18 protein-coding genes and 1 pseudogene are annotated in these 15,737 nt (G+C 62.5%); 11 read left to right on the top strand and 8 right to left on the bottom strand.

Features of this window, described 5'->3' with window-relative positions; genetic code table 11:
• Positions 1 to 71 precede the first annotated feature (71 nt).
• Entirely contained in the window at positions 72 to 1,085 is a 1,014-nt protein-coding gene (locus LGH82_RS17960) for a LacI family DNA-binding transcriptional regulator (protein WP_227349628.1), read from the top strand.
• Positions 1,086 to 1,100: 15 nt separating this feature from the next.
• Here the strand turns inward: LGH82_RS17960 and LGH82_RS17955 are convergent, their stop codons facing one another.
• The 5 genes from LGH82_RS17955 to LGH82_RS17935 form a co-directional block, all read right to left on the bottom strand.
• Positions 1,101 to 1,871 (bottom strand): inositol monophosphatase family protein, encoded by a 771-nt coding sequence (locus tag LGH82_RS17955; protein ID WP_413771367.1) that lies wholly within the window; start codon positions 1,869 to 1,871, stop codon positions 1,101 to 1,103.
• 153 nt (positions 1,872 to 2,024) lie between these two features.
• Positions 2,025 to 3,026 carry an LLM class flavin-dependent oxidoreductase gene (locus LGH82_RS17950; RefSeq protein ID WP_227344016.1) on the bottom strand — a complete coding sequence of 334 codons (1,002 nt, stop codon included), beginning with the start codon at positions 3,024 to 3,026 and terminating at the stop codon, positions 2,025 to 2,027.
• A 3-nt stretch (positions 3,027 to 3,029) separates the two neighbouring features.
• A complete protein-coding gene (locus LGH82_RS17945) occupies positions 3,030 to 3,857 on the bottom strand; it encodes an arylamine N-acetyltransferase family protein (RefSeq protein ID WP_227344015.1) in 828 nt (275 codons plus the stop codon).
• Between the two features lie 71 nt (positions 3,858 to 3,928).
• The gene (locus LGH82_RS17940) at positions 3,929 to 5,095 is read right to left on the bottom strand and encodes an AI-2E family transporter (RefSeq protein ID WP_227349627.1); all 1,167 of its coding nucleotides are present in this window, start codon (positions 5,093 to 5,095) and stop codon (positions 3,929 to 3,931) included.
• A 159-nt stretch (positions 5,096 to 5,254) separates the two neighbouring features.
• The gene (locus tag LGH82_RS17935) at positions 5,255 to 6,316 is read right to left on the bottom strand and encodes an LLM class flavin-dependent oxidoreductase (RefSeq protein ID WP_227344014.1); all 1,062 of its coding nucleotides are present in this window, start codon (positions 6,314 to 6,316) and stop codon (positions 5,255 to 5,257) included.
• 289 nt (positions 6,317 to 6,605) lie between these two features.
• On the opposite strand from LGH82_RS17935, the gene LGH82_RS17930 reads away from it, so the two are divergent.
• Positions 6,606 to 7,034 carry a DUF6481 family protein gene (locus LGH82_RS17930; RefSeq protein ID WP_227344013.1) on the top strand — a complete coding sequence of 143 codons (429 nt, stop codon included), beginning with the start codon at positions 6,606 to 6,608 and terminating at the stop codon, positions 7,032 to 7,034.
• A 148-nt stretch (positions 7,035 to 7,182) separates the two neighbouring features.
• Here the strand turns inward: LGH82_RS17930 and sugE are convergent, their stop codons facing one another.
• Positions 7,183 to 7,497 (bottom strand): quaternary ammonium compound efflux SMR transporter SugE, encoded by a 315-nt coding sequence (sugE, locus tag LGH82_RS17925; RefSeq protein WP_227344012.1) that lies wholly within the window; start codon positions 7,495 to 7,497, stop codon positions 7,183 to 7,185.
• A 223-nt stretch (positions 7,498 to 7,720) separates the two neighbouring features.
• The gene (locus tag LGH82_RS33355; protein ID WP_013528464.1) at positions 7,721 to 7,846 is read right to left on the bottom strand and encodes a hypothetical protein; all 126 of its coding nucleotides are present in this window, start codon (positions 7,844 to 7,846) and stop codon (positions 7,721 to 7,723) included.
• 211 nt (positions 7,847 to 8,057) lie between these two features.
• On the opposite strand from LGH82_RS33355, the gene LGH82_RS17920 reads away from it, so the two are divergent.
• The 3 genes from LGH82_RS17920 (at position 8,058) to LGH82_RS17910 (ending at position 10,485) form a co-directional block, all read left to right on the top strand.
• Complete coding sequence (locus tag LGH82_RS17920) at positions 8,058 to 8,867, top strand: transglutaminase-like domain-containing protein (protein WP_227344011.1); 810 nt, start codon at positions 8,058 to 8,060, stop codon at positions 8,865 to 8,867.
• 177 nt (positions 8,868 to 9,044) lie between these two features.
• Positions 9,045 to 10,010: a cation diffusion facilitator family transporter gene (locus LGH82_RS17915; RefSeq protein WP_227344010.1), complete on the top strand. Its 966-nt coding sequence runs from the start codon at positions 9,045 to 9,047 to the stop codon at positions 10,008 to 10,010.
• A 70-nt stretch (positions 10,011 to 10,080) separates the two neighbouring features.
• Positions 10,081 to 10,485, top strand: coding sequence for a GFA family protein (locus LGH82_RS17910; protein ID WP_227344009.1), 405 nt, complete (start codon positions 10,081 to 10,083; stop codon positions 10,483 to 10,485).
• A gap of 15 nt (positions 10,486 to 10,500) precedes the next feature.
• On the opposite strand, the gene LGH82_RS17905 is transcribed toward LGH82_RS17910, so the two are convergent.
• Complete coding sequence (locus tag LGH82_RS17905; RefSeq protein ID WP_227344008.1) at positions 10,501 to 11,772, bottom strand: DNA recombination protein RmuC; 1,272 nt, start codon at positions 11,770 to 11,772, stop codon at positions 10,501 to 10,503.
• Between the two features lie 103 nt (positions 11,773 to 11,875).
• Here LGH82_RS17905 and def point away from each other — a divergent pair, with 103 nt between their 5' ends.
• The 6 genes and pseudogenes from def (at position 11,876) to truA (ending at position 15,507) form a co-directional block, all read left to right on the top strand.
• On the top strand, positions 11,876 to 12,406 hold the full coding sequence (gene def, locus LGH82_RS17900) for a peptide deformylase (protein ID WP_227344007.1): 531 nt from the start codon (positions 11,876 to 11,878) through the stop codon (positions 12,404 to 12,406).
• Between the two features lie 126 nt (positions 12,407 to 12,532).
• A complete protein-coding gene (locus LGH82_RS17895; RefSeq protein WP_227344006.1) occupies positions 12,533 to 12,820 on the top strand; it encodes a plasmid stabilization protein in 288 nt (95 codons plus the stop codon).
• Positions 12,817 to 13,242, top strand: a complete 426-nt coding sequence (locus LGH82_RS17890) for a type II toxin-antitoxin system VapC family toxin (protein WP_227344005.1) — start codon at positions 12,817 to 12,819, stop codon at positions 13,240 to 13,242. Before LGH82_RS17895 ends, LGH82_RS17890 begins: the two co-directional genes overlap by 4 nt.
• 40 nt (positions 13,243 to 13,282) lie before the next feature.
• Positions 13,283 to 14,216: pseudogene (gene fmt / locus LGH82_RS17885) on the top strand (methionyl-tRNA formyltransferase).
• Positions 14,213 to 14,719, top strand: coding sequence for a GNAT family N-acetyltransferase (locus LGH82_RS17880; RefSeq protein ID WP_227344004.1), 507 nt, complete (start codon positions 14,213 to 14,215; stop codon positions 14,717 to 14,719). Before fmt ends, LGH82_RS17880 begins: the two are co-directional and overlap by 4 nt.
• A 17-nt stretch (positions 14,720 to 14,736) precedes the next feature.
• Positions 14,737 to 15,507 (top strand): tRNA pseudouridine(38-40) synthase TruA, encoded by a 771-nt coding sequence (truA, locus tag LGH82_RS17875; protein WP_227344003.1) that lies wholly within the window; start codon positions 14,737 to 14,739, stop codon positions 15,505 to 15,507.
• Positions 15,508 to 15,737: the final 230 nt, after the last annotated feature.

Raw genomic sequence — 15,737 nt, 5'->3', positions numbered from 1 at the left:
AAGGGTGGCGAAACGTTTCGAAAATGGCAGAATCCAAGCGGACAAGGCAGCGAAAATCCACTGCCCCCACCATGCTTCATGTGGCCGATGCGGCGCGTGTCTCGGTCGCCACGGTGTCGGCGCTGATCAACGGCACGGCGACCGTCAGTCCGGAGCTCAGCCAGCGCATCGAACAGGCGATCCGCGATATCGGTTACAAACGCAACGCGATCGCCCGCAGCCTGAAGATGGGCACGACGCGCACCATCGGCCTGACCGTCCCGCACATCACCAACCCGTTCTTCACCGATGTCGTCTCGGTGATCCAGCAGGCCTTCGACCGTGCAGGCTATGCGGTCATGCTGTGCTGCACCGATGAAGATCTGAACACCCAGGACGACCAGATCAGGCTGCTGCTCGACCGCATGGTCGACGGGCTGATCGTGGCGCGCGTCGGCGACGGTGCGATCCTCAAGGGGATCGTCGATGACGCCAATGTGCCCGTGGTGCTGCTCGACCGCATCTGCGAAGGCGTCGACACCGATACGGTGGTCCTCGACAACCAGCGCGCCGTGTTCGACGCGATCACCTACCTGATCAATCTTGGCCATCGACGCATCGGCTACATCACCGGCACATCCGATATTTCACCCATGCATGACCGCATGGCGGGATATCGCGAGGCGCTTCACGCCGCCGGCCTGCCGATAGCGGAGGAGTTGATTCGCTCCGGCAATTTCCACGAGATCGACGGCTACAACGCCACCATGCAACTGCTGTCCTCGCATGATCGGCCAAGCGCGATCTTCTCGGCCAACAACCCGATGGTCATCGGCACGATGAAGGCGATCCGCGACATCGGGCTGTCCTGCCCGGAGGATATTTCGGTTGCTTGCTTCGACGATTTTCCGTGGTCGGACGTCTTTCAGCCGCAACTGACCACCGTGGCGCAGCCGGTGCAGGCGATCGGCGAGCAGGCGGCCAATCTTCTGCTTGATCGTCTCGCCGGCAACAGAGACGCGCCGCCGCGCAAGCTGGTCCTCAAGGGCCGCCTGATGATCCGCAACTCATGCCGTCCGCTGGGAGCGATTGCACAGAGCGCCTGATCTCGACCGGGCAGGTCAGAGTTTGAAGGCGTTCGTGCAGAGCTCTTGCAGTTTCGGAAAGATGTCCTTTCCACCGGCGATCACCAGTGTTCCGTCCTGCAGCACCGTCTTCGGGTCCGGTGTCACGATCGCACCGCCGGCTTCCTCGACCAGCAGCAGACCGGCCAGGCAGTCCCATGCGTTCATGTGCTCTTCGACATAGCCAAGCAGCCTGCCGGCGGCCGCATAGGCCAGCATCAGCGCGCCGGACGCATTGCGGAAGAATACGCCGCCTTCCGCCAGGATGAGGCGGATCAGCACGCCGATATTATCGGCCTCGGCCCGGTTCGAAAACCCGGTTCCCACCGACCCTTCCTCAAGGCTGGTGGCGGTGCTGGCCTTGATCGGCCTGCCATTGACGAATGCGCCACCGCCACGCCGGCAATGGAATGTCTCGCCGGTCGACGGCTCATGGATCACGCCGACGACGGTTTGCCCATCCTTGGCGCAAGCAATCACCACGGCCCAGGCCGGAATCCCACGCACGAAATTCGCGGTGCCGTCGATGGGATCGATCACCCAGACATATCCCGTCGATCCGGCAACGCTGGCATGTTCCTCGCCGACGATGCCATCCTGCTTGTATTCGGCGGCGATGGCGGCGCGCACGAACAGCTCCACCTCGCGGTCACCATCCGAGACCAGATCCTGGTGGCCCTTGCTCTCGATGATCAAGCTGTCGAGGTCGCGGAAATATTTCAGCCCGAGTTCGCCCGCGCGCCGCGCCAATTCGATGGCGAATTGCATTCGCGCGTCATGGTCATTTTTCACAGGCGGGACTCGATCTTGAGGGAGATGTTCCGCCCTTAGCAAAAGGATGCCGTCGGCAAAAGTGTCCTGAAGCAATTCCGGCAAAAAGTGGGAACGGCTCCGCGCCCGGAATTGCAGGAAAACAGATAGTTAGGCGGCTTCCGCCAGGGATTTGTGGGCGTCGGCCAGGATCTCGAAGGACTGCAAGCGTGCGGCATGGTCGAAGATCTGCGCGGTGACCATCAGCTCGTCGGCGCCGGTGCGCCGCACGAAGGCGTCGATGCCTTGTCTTACCGTTTCCGGGGAGCCGACCACGGCGCAGGACAGCGCCTGCCCAAGCATGCTCTTGGCCATCGGGTCGAGATCGCGTTCATAACCCTCGACGGGGGGCGGCAGCCTGCCGGGGCGGCCGGTGCGCAGATTGACGAAGGCCTGCTGCAGCGAGGTGAACAGCAACCGCGCCTCGGCGTCGGTGGCGGCGGCAAAGACGTTGAGGCCGAGCATGACATAAGGCTTGTCGAGCTGTTCCGACGGCTGGAAACGCGAGCGGTAGATGTCGAGCGCCTGGTCGAGCTCGGCCGGCGCGAAATGCGATGCAAAAGCGTAGGGCAGGCCGAGCATGGCGGCGAGCTGCGCGCCATAGAGGCTGGAGCCGAGAATCCAGACCGGCACGTTCTGGCCCTCGCCGGGCACGGCGCGGATGCGCTGGCCCTCTTCGGCCGGCTGGAAATAGCCCATCAGCTCGATGACATCCTGCGGGAAATTGTCGACGCCGGCCTCGAGATTGCGGCGCAGTGCGCGTGCGGTGCCCATGTCGGTGCCGGGCGCGCGGCCGATGCCGAGATCGATACGGCCGGGATAAAGAGCAGCCAGCGTGCCGAACTGCTCGGCGATGACCAGGGGCGAATGGTTGGGCAGCATGATGCCGCCGGCGCCGACGCGAATGGTTTTCGTGCCGCCGGCGACATGGCCAATGACGACGGCCGTGGCCGCGCTTGCGATACCCGGCATGTTGTGGTGCTCGGCCAGCCAGTAGCGCTTGTAGCCCAGCCGCTCGGCATGGCGGGCGAGATCGAGCGAATTGGCCAGCGACCGTGAGGCATCGCTGCCTTCGACGATTGGTGACAGGTCGAGAACTGAGAGAGCGGCCATTGTCTAGGACTCCACGATTTTCTTCTGCCGTAGCTTGGCCTGGAAGGCCGCACGGTCTGGGATGATGATTTCGAGCAGATGCTCCAGCGTCTCCGTCAGCTCGGCCGCTGTCGCCATCTCCTTCTGCTCGGTGCGGCCACCAAGATGATGGATCGACAGCCGGTTGCCACGAAGCGCGTAACGCCGGTCGGGCAACGCGCGTGCCGCGACGATGGTGGACAGGAAATGCGAGGTTGGATGGGTCGACAGGAAATAGTTGGCGACCGAATAATCGATCTCATGCTGCGGCTGCATGTCGAAGCGGTAGAGTGTGCGCCAATCGCCGCCAACATTGGCCTGCAGCCGAAAGTGATCGTCCGTCTCGACGACGCGAAACGTTTCATGGGGCGTCTGCTGTTCCAAGCCCGGTGCGAGCAGCAACGGCGCGGTCAGGGTCATCCCGCCAAAGCCGACATCTGCGATGTGGGTTCGGCCACCGAGTTCCACACGCAGCAGCATGTGGCTACGCGTGGTGACGGCATCCTCGGGCTGGCCCCATAGCACGCGCGCGGCGAGACCGCTGACCTCGAAACCGAGCGCCTTCAGCGCATGCATGAAAATGAGATTGTGCTCGAAGCAATAGCCGCCACGGTGATCGGCGATGATCTTCTTCTGCAACGAGGCGAGGTCAAGCCGCACCGGCTGGCCTAGGAAAGGATCGACATTTTCGAAGGGGATCGCTTGCGGGTGCCGCTGATGCAGCGCCTGCAGCGTTTCCAGCGACGCGTCGCTCCCGACGGTGTGGCCGATGCGGGCGAAATAGGCGTCGATATCGAAGACGGCATCGGTCATGGGAAGGTCCGGACAGTTACCGGCTCGATATAGGCATTCAGTTCGGGCGTCGCAAACAATGGGGCGCCGATCTATCCGGCTTTGTGGGCCTCCTCGACGGGCTCTTCGTCGACCACGGTCGTCTGCTGCGCCGCCAGGAAATTGCCGACATGGGTCAGGCCGTCGAAATGGTCGCAGAACACCTTGATGACGACCAGCAGCGGCACCGCCATCAATGCGCCGACGAAGCCCCACAGCCATGACCAGAAGGCGATGGCGATGAAGATCGCCACCGCGTTGATCTCGAGGCGCCGGCCGACCACCATGGGCGTCACGAACTGGCCTTCGATGATGTCGCACAAAAGCACGAAGGCCGGCGCCAGCAACGCATAGGAGATCGAGTCGAAGCTGATCAGGGCGATGACCGCGACAAGCACGAGGGTCATCAGTGCCCCGACATAGGGCAGGAAATTGAGAAGGGCCGCGGCGGCGCCCCATACCAACGGATTGGGCATTCCAAGCGCCCACAGGCCAAGGCCGATGACGGTGCCGAGACCGGCATTGATGATCGTCACGGTGAGCAGATAGTGCGAGATTTCGCGCTCGACGTCGAAGACGACGCGCAGCGCCCGCTTCTTCTCACTGAGGCTGGTGAATGACTGGATGATCTTTTCATAGAACATCGTGCCCGAGGCGAGCAGGAACAGCGACAGCACGAAGATGATGGTGAAGCTTGTGCCAGCCGACAGCACATTGCTGGCTGCCGAGGACAGGATGCCGGACTGCGCCATCGCCACCCTCTGGATGCCGGGTTCCTGGGTTGTCTCGGTCAACCCTTCCAGCTGGTGCGAAATCTCCATGATCTTCTCGAACGGACGGCGCAACTGCGCCAGGCGCTCCGTCAATTGCTGGCCGATCGCGGAGGTGTTGTTGATGAGATCGATGACCGGGCCGCTCAGGAGATAGCCGGCGCTGACGACGATGAAGAGCGACAGAACCACCAGAAGGGTCGCCGACAGCGCTTCGGGGATGCCGCGTTTGCGCAGGAAGCGGACGATCGGCGTCAGCGTCAGCGCTAGCAGGAACGCCAGGATCACCGGCATGAAGAAGGCCTTGGCGAAGTAGAGCGCGTAGATGGCCATGAAGATGAATATGCCGATGAGCAGCGAACGCATGAGCTGCATGTCCGCGCGCACCTCGACCCGGGCGTCGTTGGAAATCTGCGTGCCGGCCCCAGAGGCCGCGGGTTCAACTTTCATCATGCCCCTCACAAGCCCATCCCGCGACCATCGACGCGTCGCAGGCTTGCTTCGAAACGCGAAATCCGCTGCGAGGTTCCATGAGCCGGCTTTGGGACGTGGCCTTGCCCACGTCCCTCCGAGAGCGCTCGGCGCTATCCGGCGTGCGGCTCGTTGAAGTCAGGCGACCGGCGCAACCAGGGCGGGAATGGCCTTTGCCGTTTCCTTGCGCACGATCGGCGCCACCCTGGTGCCGTAGAGCTCGATCGCCTTCATGATCTTGGCGTGCGGCATGGTGCCGATCGCCATCTGCAACAGAAAGCGGTCGTTGCCGAAGATCTTGTTCTGGGCGACGATCTTCTCGGCCACCTGTTCGGGGTTGCCGACGAACAGCGCGCCCTTCGGACCACGCGACTGGTCGAAATGGGCCCGCGACGTCGGGCCCCAGCCACGCTCGCGGCCGATGCGATTCATCACCTCTGCCTGCGGGCCATAGAAATCATCGGCCGCCTGCTCGGTCGTCTCGGCGATGAAGCCGTGCACGTTGATGCTGGTGGCGAGTCCTGCCGGGTCACTGCCGGCCCGATTGGCGGCTTCCCGGTAGATATCGAACAGCGGCGCGAACCGAGCGGGCTCGCCGCCTATGATGGCAAGCGCCAAGGGCAGGCCGAGCGCGCCGGCCCGAGCGGCCGATTGCGGCGTGCCGCCAATCGCGATCCACACCGGCAACCTGTCCTGGAAGGGACGCGGATAGACGCCGCGATCGTTGATCGGTGAACGCAGATTGCCGGACCATGTGACCTTCACGCTGTCGCGGATGGCAAGCAGGAGGTCGAGCTTTTCGGCAAAGAGCTCGTCATAGTCCTCGAGATTGTAGCCGAACAACGGGAAGGACTCGATGAACGAGCCGCGCCCGGCCATGATCTCGGCCCGTCCACCTGACAGAAGGTCGAGTGTCGCGAACTGCTGGAAGACGCGAACCGGATCGTCGGAAGACAGCACGGTGACGGCGCTGGTCAGCTTGATACGCTTGGTGCGTTCGGCCGCCGCCGCCAGAGCCACGACCGGCGCCGAAGCGGCGTAGTCGGGGCGATGATGCTCGCCCAGTCCAAAAACATCGAGCCCGACCTGGTCGGCCAGCTCGACCTCCTCGATCAGGTTGCGCAGCCGCTCATAGGGGCCGATTGCATTGGGGCCCGGTTCCGGGCTGACGTCAGCAAAAGTGTAGAGACCGAGTTCCATGTCGTATCATCCTGGTGGGCGAATCCCATAATTCGCACAGTGTGAAGCTGGTGTGACGAATGAACTTTGGATTTGCCACACCAGTGTCTTGTTTGTTGGGCTAGACGTAACGATCCGCCTACGGCGCTGCCAGAGGGGCGGCGGTGAACAGTGCATGTCGGTTTCGGTCAAAAAGGCGTCTCCCGGCTGCAACAGCCCAGAATTTCATGGCTGTCATGCCGTTTTGGCGCTTGAACTCTCGGTTTTCGCGCGTATGTAAGCGTCGCGAATTGACTTCAGGGAAGTGGACTTGGCTATCTACAGGGAAAAAGACGTTTTCGAGCGGCGCAATACCGCGAACGAGGCAAAGAAGGCGCTTCTGGAGCGCTTCAAGGCAAAGCCGGCAGCAGACGATCCTGCTGTGCTGGCACGCCAGGCTGAACGCAAGGCAATCCTAGAGGCTCGTGCAATACGTGAGGCCGAGAAGGTCAAGCTGAAGCAGGAGAAGCAGGCACGCGAGGCGATCGAGAAAGCCGAGCGCGAAGCTGCGGCCGAAGCAGCGCGCATTGCCGCCGAAGAAGCAGCACAGGCGGAAGCCAACCTTCGGGAATCCGAAGAGAACGAGCGCATTGCCCGTTTTCTCGCCGATGAGGCCGAACGCAAGGCCAAGCGCGACGCACGCTATGCGGCGCGCAAGCAGCGCACCGGCAGGACGCCCCCGGGCTTCTCCGCCCGCTAGCCGTTCGAGGCAATTGAAGATCAGGGTCGCCTCGCAGCGGCCCAGAACATGCTTGTGCTGCGAAACTGGATCTCGCCCATCCAAAGGGGTCATGGCCAAGCTGGTTGACCATGATCTTTCCGACCGGGCACGGGCATGCCTTTGGGGGTTACGCCGCGAGCTTCAATCCCATGATGCCGCAGACGATCAGCGCGATGCAGCCCAGGCGGACAGCGGTCGCGGGCTCGCCCAGCAACCAGATGCCGAGCAGCGCCGTGCCGACAGTGCCGATGCCGGTCCACACCGCATAGGCCGTGCCCACCGGCAGCGCCTTGAGCGCCAGGCCGAGCAAGGCAAGGCTGACGATCATCGAGGCAACCGTCAGGACGGTTGGCAACGGTTTTGAAAATCCGTCAGTGTATTTGAGGCCGATCGCCCAGCCGATTTCGAACAGGCCGGCGATAAAAAGAAAAATCCAGGACATCGGAACGCTCCGTCAGGTTAGCGGGTCGTCCCGGCCGGTTTTCGAGGAAAGTGCGAGGCCGTCCTCGCCGCGTCGATATAGGGGCTCTTGCGCGCTCAATCAACAATTTCCGCGGGGAACACCCAACGTCGAAGCGGCGCACGAACCTTTCTGAAAATCAGATTCCGATTTTCGGGCCCATGCGCCGCTTCGGATCAAAGCATGCCGAAAGAAATGGCCGGGCCTACTTGTCCTTGAGCTTCATCGCCTTGACCGGCGGCGCCTTCAGGGCCGGGGCCGGGGCGGGCTTCTTCGCATCCTTCTTCGGCTTGCGGGCTTCCTTGCCTGCCTTCATCGCGCCTTTAGCCATGATTCGTTCCTCCGTTGATGATGCCGAAGTGAAACAAGAGATTGGCTCCGCCGCAAGAGGTTGCTGCCTTTCATTGGCTTGCCTCGGTAGCCGTCAACGACTTTTCTATTCCCCTCGCAAACGACGCGCGTCCGTGTCATGTTCTTCTTCGCACTGCAGCATCGATCGTGCCTTCGCCGGGCGATGAAAGGGCAGTCCGGTCAGGATGACAATGCGTATCCATATCGGCTGCGAGATGGCCTTCGACTTCCCGCAGGAAACGCCGCTGATCGCGATGCTCAACGTCCACTATTCCCGCGCCTCCGATCTTGAGCGGCCGGATTTCCTGATCTCCAATCCACCGGTGCCGATCCAGAGCTATCGCGACAGTTTCGGCAACTGGTGCAGCCGTTTTGTCGCGCCGGCTGGCCGGTTCTCCTTCGGCACGGACGCCGTGATCCGCGATCCCGGCACCTTCGAAATGGGCGACCTTATGGCCTGGCAGCACGAAGTGCGCGACCTGCCGTCGGATACGCTGTTGTTCCTGCTGCCGAGCCGCTTTTGCGAAAGCGATCTGCTGGCGAACGAGGCGTGGCGGCTGTTCGGCAACACGCCGCTTGGCATTCCACGCGTGCAGGCGGTCTGCGATTTCGTCCACAATCATATCGTCTTCAGCTACGGCAATGCGCGGCCGACGCGCACCGCGGCGGAGGCCTATCGGGAACAAAGCGGTGTGTGCCGCGACTTCGCGCATCTCGCTGTCACCTTCTGCCGGGCGCTCAACATCCCGACGCGCTACTGCACCGGCTACATCAGTGACATCGGTCTTCCCAAGCCGTGGTCGAGCATGGATTTCGCCGCCTGGATGGAGGTCTATCTCGGCGGCCGCTGGCACGTCTTCGACCCGCGCAACAATTCGCCGCGCATCGGCCGTATCCGCATTGCCTCCGGCCGCGATGCCGCCGATGTGCCGTTGACCCATATTTTTGGACCCGGCACGCTTGCCGGCTTCAAAGTGTGGACCGACGAGATCGTCGAGTAGCCGGCGTACCCGCGAGTCTTTGACGCCGACGTGAACGACCTGACGGTTCGCGCGTTGTGATGCCTGTGGAGCATCGGCGGCAGGGCCGCTAGACTTTGTTTGACGCAATTCCGGACGGAAAACCGTTTCACACTTTTCCTGGAGTTGCTCTGGGCGCCTCGAAGGGGACGACAAAGCATGGCCGGGCATGGCGGCTCGAAAAAGGTCATCTACGCGGCGCTCGCCGGCAATCTTGCGATCGCACTGACCAAATTTGGCGCCGCCTTCCTCACCGGCAGTTCGGCGATGCTGTCGGAAGGCGTGCACTCGCTGGTCGATACCGGCAATGGCGGCCTGCTGCTCTACGGCATGCATCGTGCCGCGCGACCGGCGGATCGGACGCATCCGCTGGGTCATGGCCGCGAGCTCTATTTCTGGAGTTTCATCGTTGCGTTGCTGGTCTTCGCGCTCGGCGCTGGAGTGTCGTTCTACGAGGGTGTGACCCACATCATGGCACCTGAGCCGATCGCCAACGCCAAGGTGAACTACATTGTGATCGCGATATCGGCGCTGTTTGAAGGTGCCTCGTGGCTAGTGGCGCTGAAAGAGTTCCGCAAGAGCAAGGGCAAGCTCGGTTGGTTCGCCGCGATACACCGGAGCAAGGATCCAAGCGTCTATACCGTTCTGTTCGAGGACAGCGCGGCGCTTTTGGGTCTGGTCGTCGCCTTTGCAGGGATCTTGGCGGCGGAACTGCTGGACATGCCGGCGCTCGATGGCGCCGCCTCGGTAGGGATATCGCTGATCCTCGCGGCGACGGCAATCTTCCTGACACGCGAGAGCAAGAGCCTGCTGATGGGCGAGCCGGCGTCGCCCGAGGTGCAGAGGAAGGTGCTGGCCATCGCTCAGGAGGATCCGGCGGTGCAGCAGGCCAACGGCATACTGACGCTCCATATGGGTCCCGAAGAGATCGTCGCCGGCCTCAGCATCGAATTCGAGGATCATGTGTCGGCGCCCGAGATAGAGGCTTGTGTCGAGCGCATCGAAGCACGGCTGAAGAAAGAGATGCCGGAGATCATCAGGCTGTTCGTCAAGCCGCAGACCACTGGCACCTGGGAGAAACGGCGCAAGGTCATTGAAGCAGCCTCTGGAGAAGAGCTGGCTTGAACAGGGCGGAAATTGCATGGCGCGGCCAGCGCCGGCTATCATCAAGAGAACGCCATCAGGGAGAGCAGACATGAAAATCGACGGCGGCTGCCATTGCGGCGCCATCACCTACCAGGCGGAGGTCGATCCTGAAAAGACCTCGATCTGCCACTGCACGGACTGTCAGAAGCTGACCGGTACGGCTTTTCGTGTATCGGTGCGGGTGCCCCAGGAGAACTACCGGATCACCAAGGGCGCGCCAAAGGTCTACGTCAAGACCGGCTCCAGCGGCGCCAAGCGTGCCCAGGGCTTTTGCGGCGAGTGCGGCTCCCATCTCTACGCGACATCGGTTGGCGATGGGCCAAAGGTCTACGGCATCCGGGTCGGCACGGCGCGGCAGCGCGATGAACTGGTTCCCAAAACGCAATACTGGCACCGCTCGGCACTGCACTGGTTGCCGGAACTTCAGGGCACGACGATCGTGGAGGAGCAGTAGCGGACCGCAGGCGGTTCAGTCGTCGCCTTCGACGACCCTCAGCCTGAGCTGTCCCGTTTTCGAATCGGCGGAGCGCGCGCCTGCATCGGCCTTTGCGGCGGGAGCCCGTGACGCGGCGTCCGGGCCGGTATCGCCGTCGTGTTGCGCGCCGAACTCCAGCGCCTCGATCTTCTGGCCGCGCTTGGTCACTTTGGACGTCGAAACGAGGATGTCGTCGACATCCTTGGCGGATTGGCCGAAATGGACCTGCAGCTTGCGCACGCGCTCGTCGAGACGCCCGACATCCTCCATCAACCGGATGACCTCCCCCTGGATCAGATGCGCCTGTTCGCGCATGCGCGCATCCTTGAGGATCGCCTGGATCACCTGGATAGACAGCATCAGCAGCGACGGCGAGACGATGACGATGCGGGCGCGGTGCGCCTTGTGGACGATGGCCTCGAAATTCTCGTGGATCTCGGCGAACACCGATTCCGATGGCACGAACATGAAGGCGGTGTCCTGCGTCTCGCCCTGGATCAGGTATTTTTCGGAGATATCGCGGACATGGATCTCGATGTCGCGGCGGAAGGCCTGCGCGGCGACCTTCTGCAGGTCGGCGCCGTCAGCGGCGCGGATGGCATTCCAGGCTTCCAGCGGAAATTTGGCATCGATGGCAAGCGAGGGCGCGCCGTTCGGCATCTTCACCAGGCAATCGGGCCGGCTGCCATTCGACAAGGTCGCCTGGAATTCGTAGGCGCCATGCGGCAGTCCGTCGGCGACGATCGCCTCCATGCGCGACTGGCCGAAAGCGCCGCGCGTCTGCTTGTTGGAGAGGATCGCCTGCAATTGCACGACCTGGCCGGCAAGCGACTGGATGTTGCCTTGCGCGACATCGATGATCGCCAGCCGTTCCTGCAACTTGGCCAGACTCTCATGTGTCGATTTGGTCTGCTCGGTCATGGTCTGGCCAAGGCGGCCGGTCATGGCGTCGAGCCGCTGCCCGATTGATTGCGTCAGCTCTGCCTGCCTCGCGCCGAACACTTCGGCGATGGCCCCCATGCGGCCCTGCATCTCGGCCTGGCTCTGCAAAATGCCGGCCATGCGGGCCTCGGCATCGCGGGCAAGGTCGGCGGCTTCCGTTGCCGCAATGGTCCGCGCCCGGGCTGATCGCCACAACGCGACGACGAGCGTCACCACCAGGCCAAGAAACAGGATCGCGCCGAAAGCCAGGGCGAGGCCAAGCGTGACCGTGGTGGCACCAAGCCGGGCTATGGGCTGTGAAAGGATTGGTGCCAGGTCATTCATGTGGACAGCATAGATGATTCGGCATGTCCGAACAGATCAAAACGTGAACGTTGGCCCGGCGCACCGGTTGACGCTTTTCGCAGGAGGTCTTAGGTGGAACGCCATGTCGATCAAGCCGCTCATCATCCTTCCCGATCCCATCCTGCGCCAGCTTTCCAAACCGGTGGAGCGCGTCGACGACGCTTTGCGCAAGCTTGCCGACGACATGCTGGAAACCATGTATGACGCGCCCGGCATCGGGCTGGCGGCGATCCAGATCGGCGAGCCGCTGCGCATGCTGGTGATCGACCTTGCCAAGGAAGACGAGACGCCGGCGCCGCAGATCTTCATCAATCCGGAAGTCCTCGAAAGCGCCGACCAGCGCTCGGTCTACGAGGAAGGCTGCCTGTCGATCCCCGACTATTATGCCGAGGTCGAACGCCCCGCCACTGTCCGGGTGAAATATCTCGACCGCGACGGCAAGCTCGCGGAGATCGAGGCCGAGGGGTTGATGGCGACCTGCCTGCAGCACGAGATCGATCATCTCAACGGCGTGCTCTTCATCGACTACATTTCGAAGCTGAAGCGCGACATGGTGGTGAAGAAGTTCAAGAAACTCGCCAAGGACAAGGTGCCGGGCAAGCTGGTGGGATAAGGCCCGCTCCGACCATCCTCCGCGCGTTCATGCCCGACCGGGTTGCTTTGTCCGTGGCCAGATCGTCGAATTTCGTTGAATGCAAGTCCGAGGATTGATATCAATGATATCAATCTGGAGTCATCGATGAGCGATATGCTGATCAGGGATATTCCCGAACCTTTGAAGCGAGAGATCGAACAGGCGGCGCGCAAGGGGGGGCAGAGCTTGTCGGGCAAGGCGATTGATCTTTTGCGCAAAGGCATAGTTGCGGAGAGAGAGGCCAAGCCGGAGCCGGCCGTTTCGGCATGGGATGCGATTCGCTCTGCATTCGCCGCTGAAAATGCAATTGGCGACGAGTTTGCAAAGATGATGGACGAAATCGAAGCGGACAGGAAACGCGACTTCGGTCGTCCCATCGAGGATTTCGAGTGATTGTCCTCGATACCAATGTTGTGTCCGAAGCCAGCAAGCCTGTGCACGATGCCAATGTTTCGGCGTGGTTTCGCAAACAGGATCTTCTCGAGCTTTACATGTGTGGCCCGGTCGTCATGGAACAGTCGTTCGGTGCGGAACGGTTTTTGAACAAGACGGAATCCGACCGCTATGTTCGCGTGCTGGACCAGCTGATCTCGCGGCAGTTTGCCGGTCGTATTGTGGAATTTTCCGGCTCGATCCCTCGGCTTGCCGGCAAGCTCCGGGCTGCACGGGAACGCAACGGCCGCCCTATCAGCCTTTCTGACGCCATGATTGCCGCTATTTGTCTCGCTCATGACGCCACGCTTGCGACTCGTAATGTTCGCGACTTCGATGGCCTTGACCTCAAGATGATAAACCCGTTTGAAGCGGATGCCTGAGCCGGTCACGGCGCGCAGAAGACAGGATATTGGAAGAAAAATGCCCCTTCGCGTCATCTTCATGGGCACGCCGGAATTTGCCGTGCCGACGTTGCGCGCGATCGCTGAAGCCGGGCATGTGATCCCAGCCGTCTATACGCAGCCGCCACGCGCCGCGGGCCGTCGCGGGCTGGAGCTGACGCCGTCGCCGGTCCAGCGTGAGGCGGAGCGGCTGGGCATCGAAGTAAGTACGCCGGTGTCGCTCAAGGGCGAGGCCGAGCAGGCCGCGTTTCGCGCCATCGGGGCCGATGTCGCCATCGTCGTGGCCTATGGGTTGCTTTTGCCCAAACCCGTTCTCGATGCGCCGAGGCTCGGTTGCCTCAACGGCCATGCCTCACTGTTGCCGCGCTGGCGTGGTGCTGCTCCCATCCAGCGCGCGATCATGGCTGGGGATACCGAAACCGGCATGATGGTGATGCGGATGGAGGAAGGTCTGGACACGGGTCCGGTGGCAATGGTTGAAACTGGTCATTGGACCCGATATAACAGCCGGCGATCTGCATGATCGGCTTATGGTTACCGGCGCTGCACTGATTGTGGAGGCGCTGGCGCGGCTGGAGAGCAATGCCCTGACATTTACCACGCAGGCAATGTCGGGGGTAACCTATGCGCGAAAGATCGATAAATCCGAGACGCGTGTGGACTGGACACGGCCTGCCGCCGAAGTCCACAATCATATTCGCGGCCTGTCGCCCTTTCCCGGCGCCTGGTCCGAGATTGAAATTGGCGGCCGTATGGAGCGGCTGAAACTGCTTCGCTCGACGCTTTCACAAGGCGCCGGCGAGTCGGGAGGAATTCTCGATGACCGGCTGACGGTCGCCTGCGGGGCAGGCGCGGTCAGGCTGGTCGAAGTTCAACGGGCGGGCGGAAAGCCCGCCGCCGCGCAGGAGTTTCTGCGCGGGGCCAAGATCGAAAAAGGAATGAAGTTCTCATGAGCATGATGTCAATACGCGCGGCGACGCCGCGGGACCGCGAGGCTATTCGCCTCGTCGAGGAACACGCCTTCGGCCAGCAGGCGGAGGCCGGACTGGTCGACGCGCTGGTCACCGGTGGCGATGCCGTCGTCGAACTGGTGGCGGAAGAAGATGGACAGGTCGTCGGCCATATCCTGTTTTCGCGGCTTTTCGTGTGGAATGGCGGCAAGGGTTTCCCGGCCGTGGCGCTGGCGCCGTTGGCGGTGGAGCCTTCGTTCCATGGCACGGGCATTGGTGGTGCGCTGATCCGCGAAGCGCATATCCGCCTCAAGGATGCCGGCGAGACACTGGCCGTGGTGCTGGGCGATCCCACCTACTACGGCCGTTTCGGCTATAGCCACGCTCGCGCCGAGAAATTCGAAAGCGAGTACCAGGGCGAAGCGTTGCAGGCGCTTGCCTGGGGCGATGCGCCCGAGACCGGCAAGCTGGTCTATGCCTCCGCCTTCACCGCGCTCGCCGCCTAGGCGAGCGCTCATCGCATATGCCGCGTTTTCGCCTCGACATCGAATATGACGGCAGCCTCTATGCCGGCTGGCAGCACCAGGCCGATCAGCCTTCGGTGCAGCAGGCGATCGAGCGGGCGATCGAAAAATTCTGCGGCGAGCAAGTGAGATTGCGCGCCGCCGGCCGCACCGACGCCGGCGTCCACGCGACCGCCCAGGTTGCGCATGCCGACCTCGCCAAGGCGTGGCCCGATGACAAGGTGCGCGATGCCATCAACGCGCATCTGCAGATTGCCGGCGACCGCATCGCCATCCTCAAGGCCGTGGCTGTATCCGACGGTTTCGATGCGCGCTTCTCGGCTACCGGCCGTCACTATCTCTACCGCATCGTCAATCGACGGGCGCCTGCCGCGCTCGACAAGGGCAAGGTGTGGTGGGTGCCGAAGCGGCTCGATGCCGCGGCCATGCACGAGGCGGCAAAGCAGCTGCTGGGGCGGCATGATTTCACCACCTTCCGCTCGACCCAGTGCCAGGCCAACAGCCCGGTGCGGACGCTGGAGCGGCTTGAGGTGAGCCGCATGGATGACGTGATCGAGGTGAGGGCCTCGGCGCGGTCATTCCTGCACAATCAGGTGCGCTCGATGGTCGGTTCACTGAAGCGGGTCGGCGAGGGCGGCTGGACCGCCGCAGGCCTCAAGGCTGCCCTCGACGCTCATGACCGCGCCGCCTGTGGCCAGGTAGCGCCGCCGGATGGGCTCTTTCTGGTGGGTGTCGATTATCCGGATACAGAGAGTGTCGCCCTGGATTGAACTGGGCTGCGCGGCGACAAACAAGGTGAGACTCAGCGTCAATCAGGATGAGACTCGGCGGCGGGGGTGTGACGAAGGGAGGGCGTAGCCCGACCGGAGTTACACCCCCGCCGCCGCGCAATTTTTCAGCGTCTTATGATCGCGGTCGGCCCGGTAGCTTGGTGGTTTTCTGGAATGGAGAACCATCTTTGTGCCGGGTCGCCATGTAACCGATCATCAGACGAGGCTTT

The organism is Mesorhizobium sp. PAMC28654 (assembly GCF_020616515.1).
In the GTDB taxonomy this organism is placed as follows: Bacteria; Pseudomonadota; Alphaproteobacteria; order Rhizobiales; family Rhizobiaceae; genus Mesorhizobium.
This window is presented reverse-complemented; position numbering and strand designations above follow the sequence as displayed.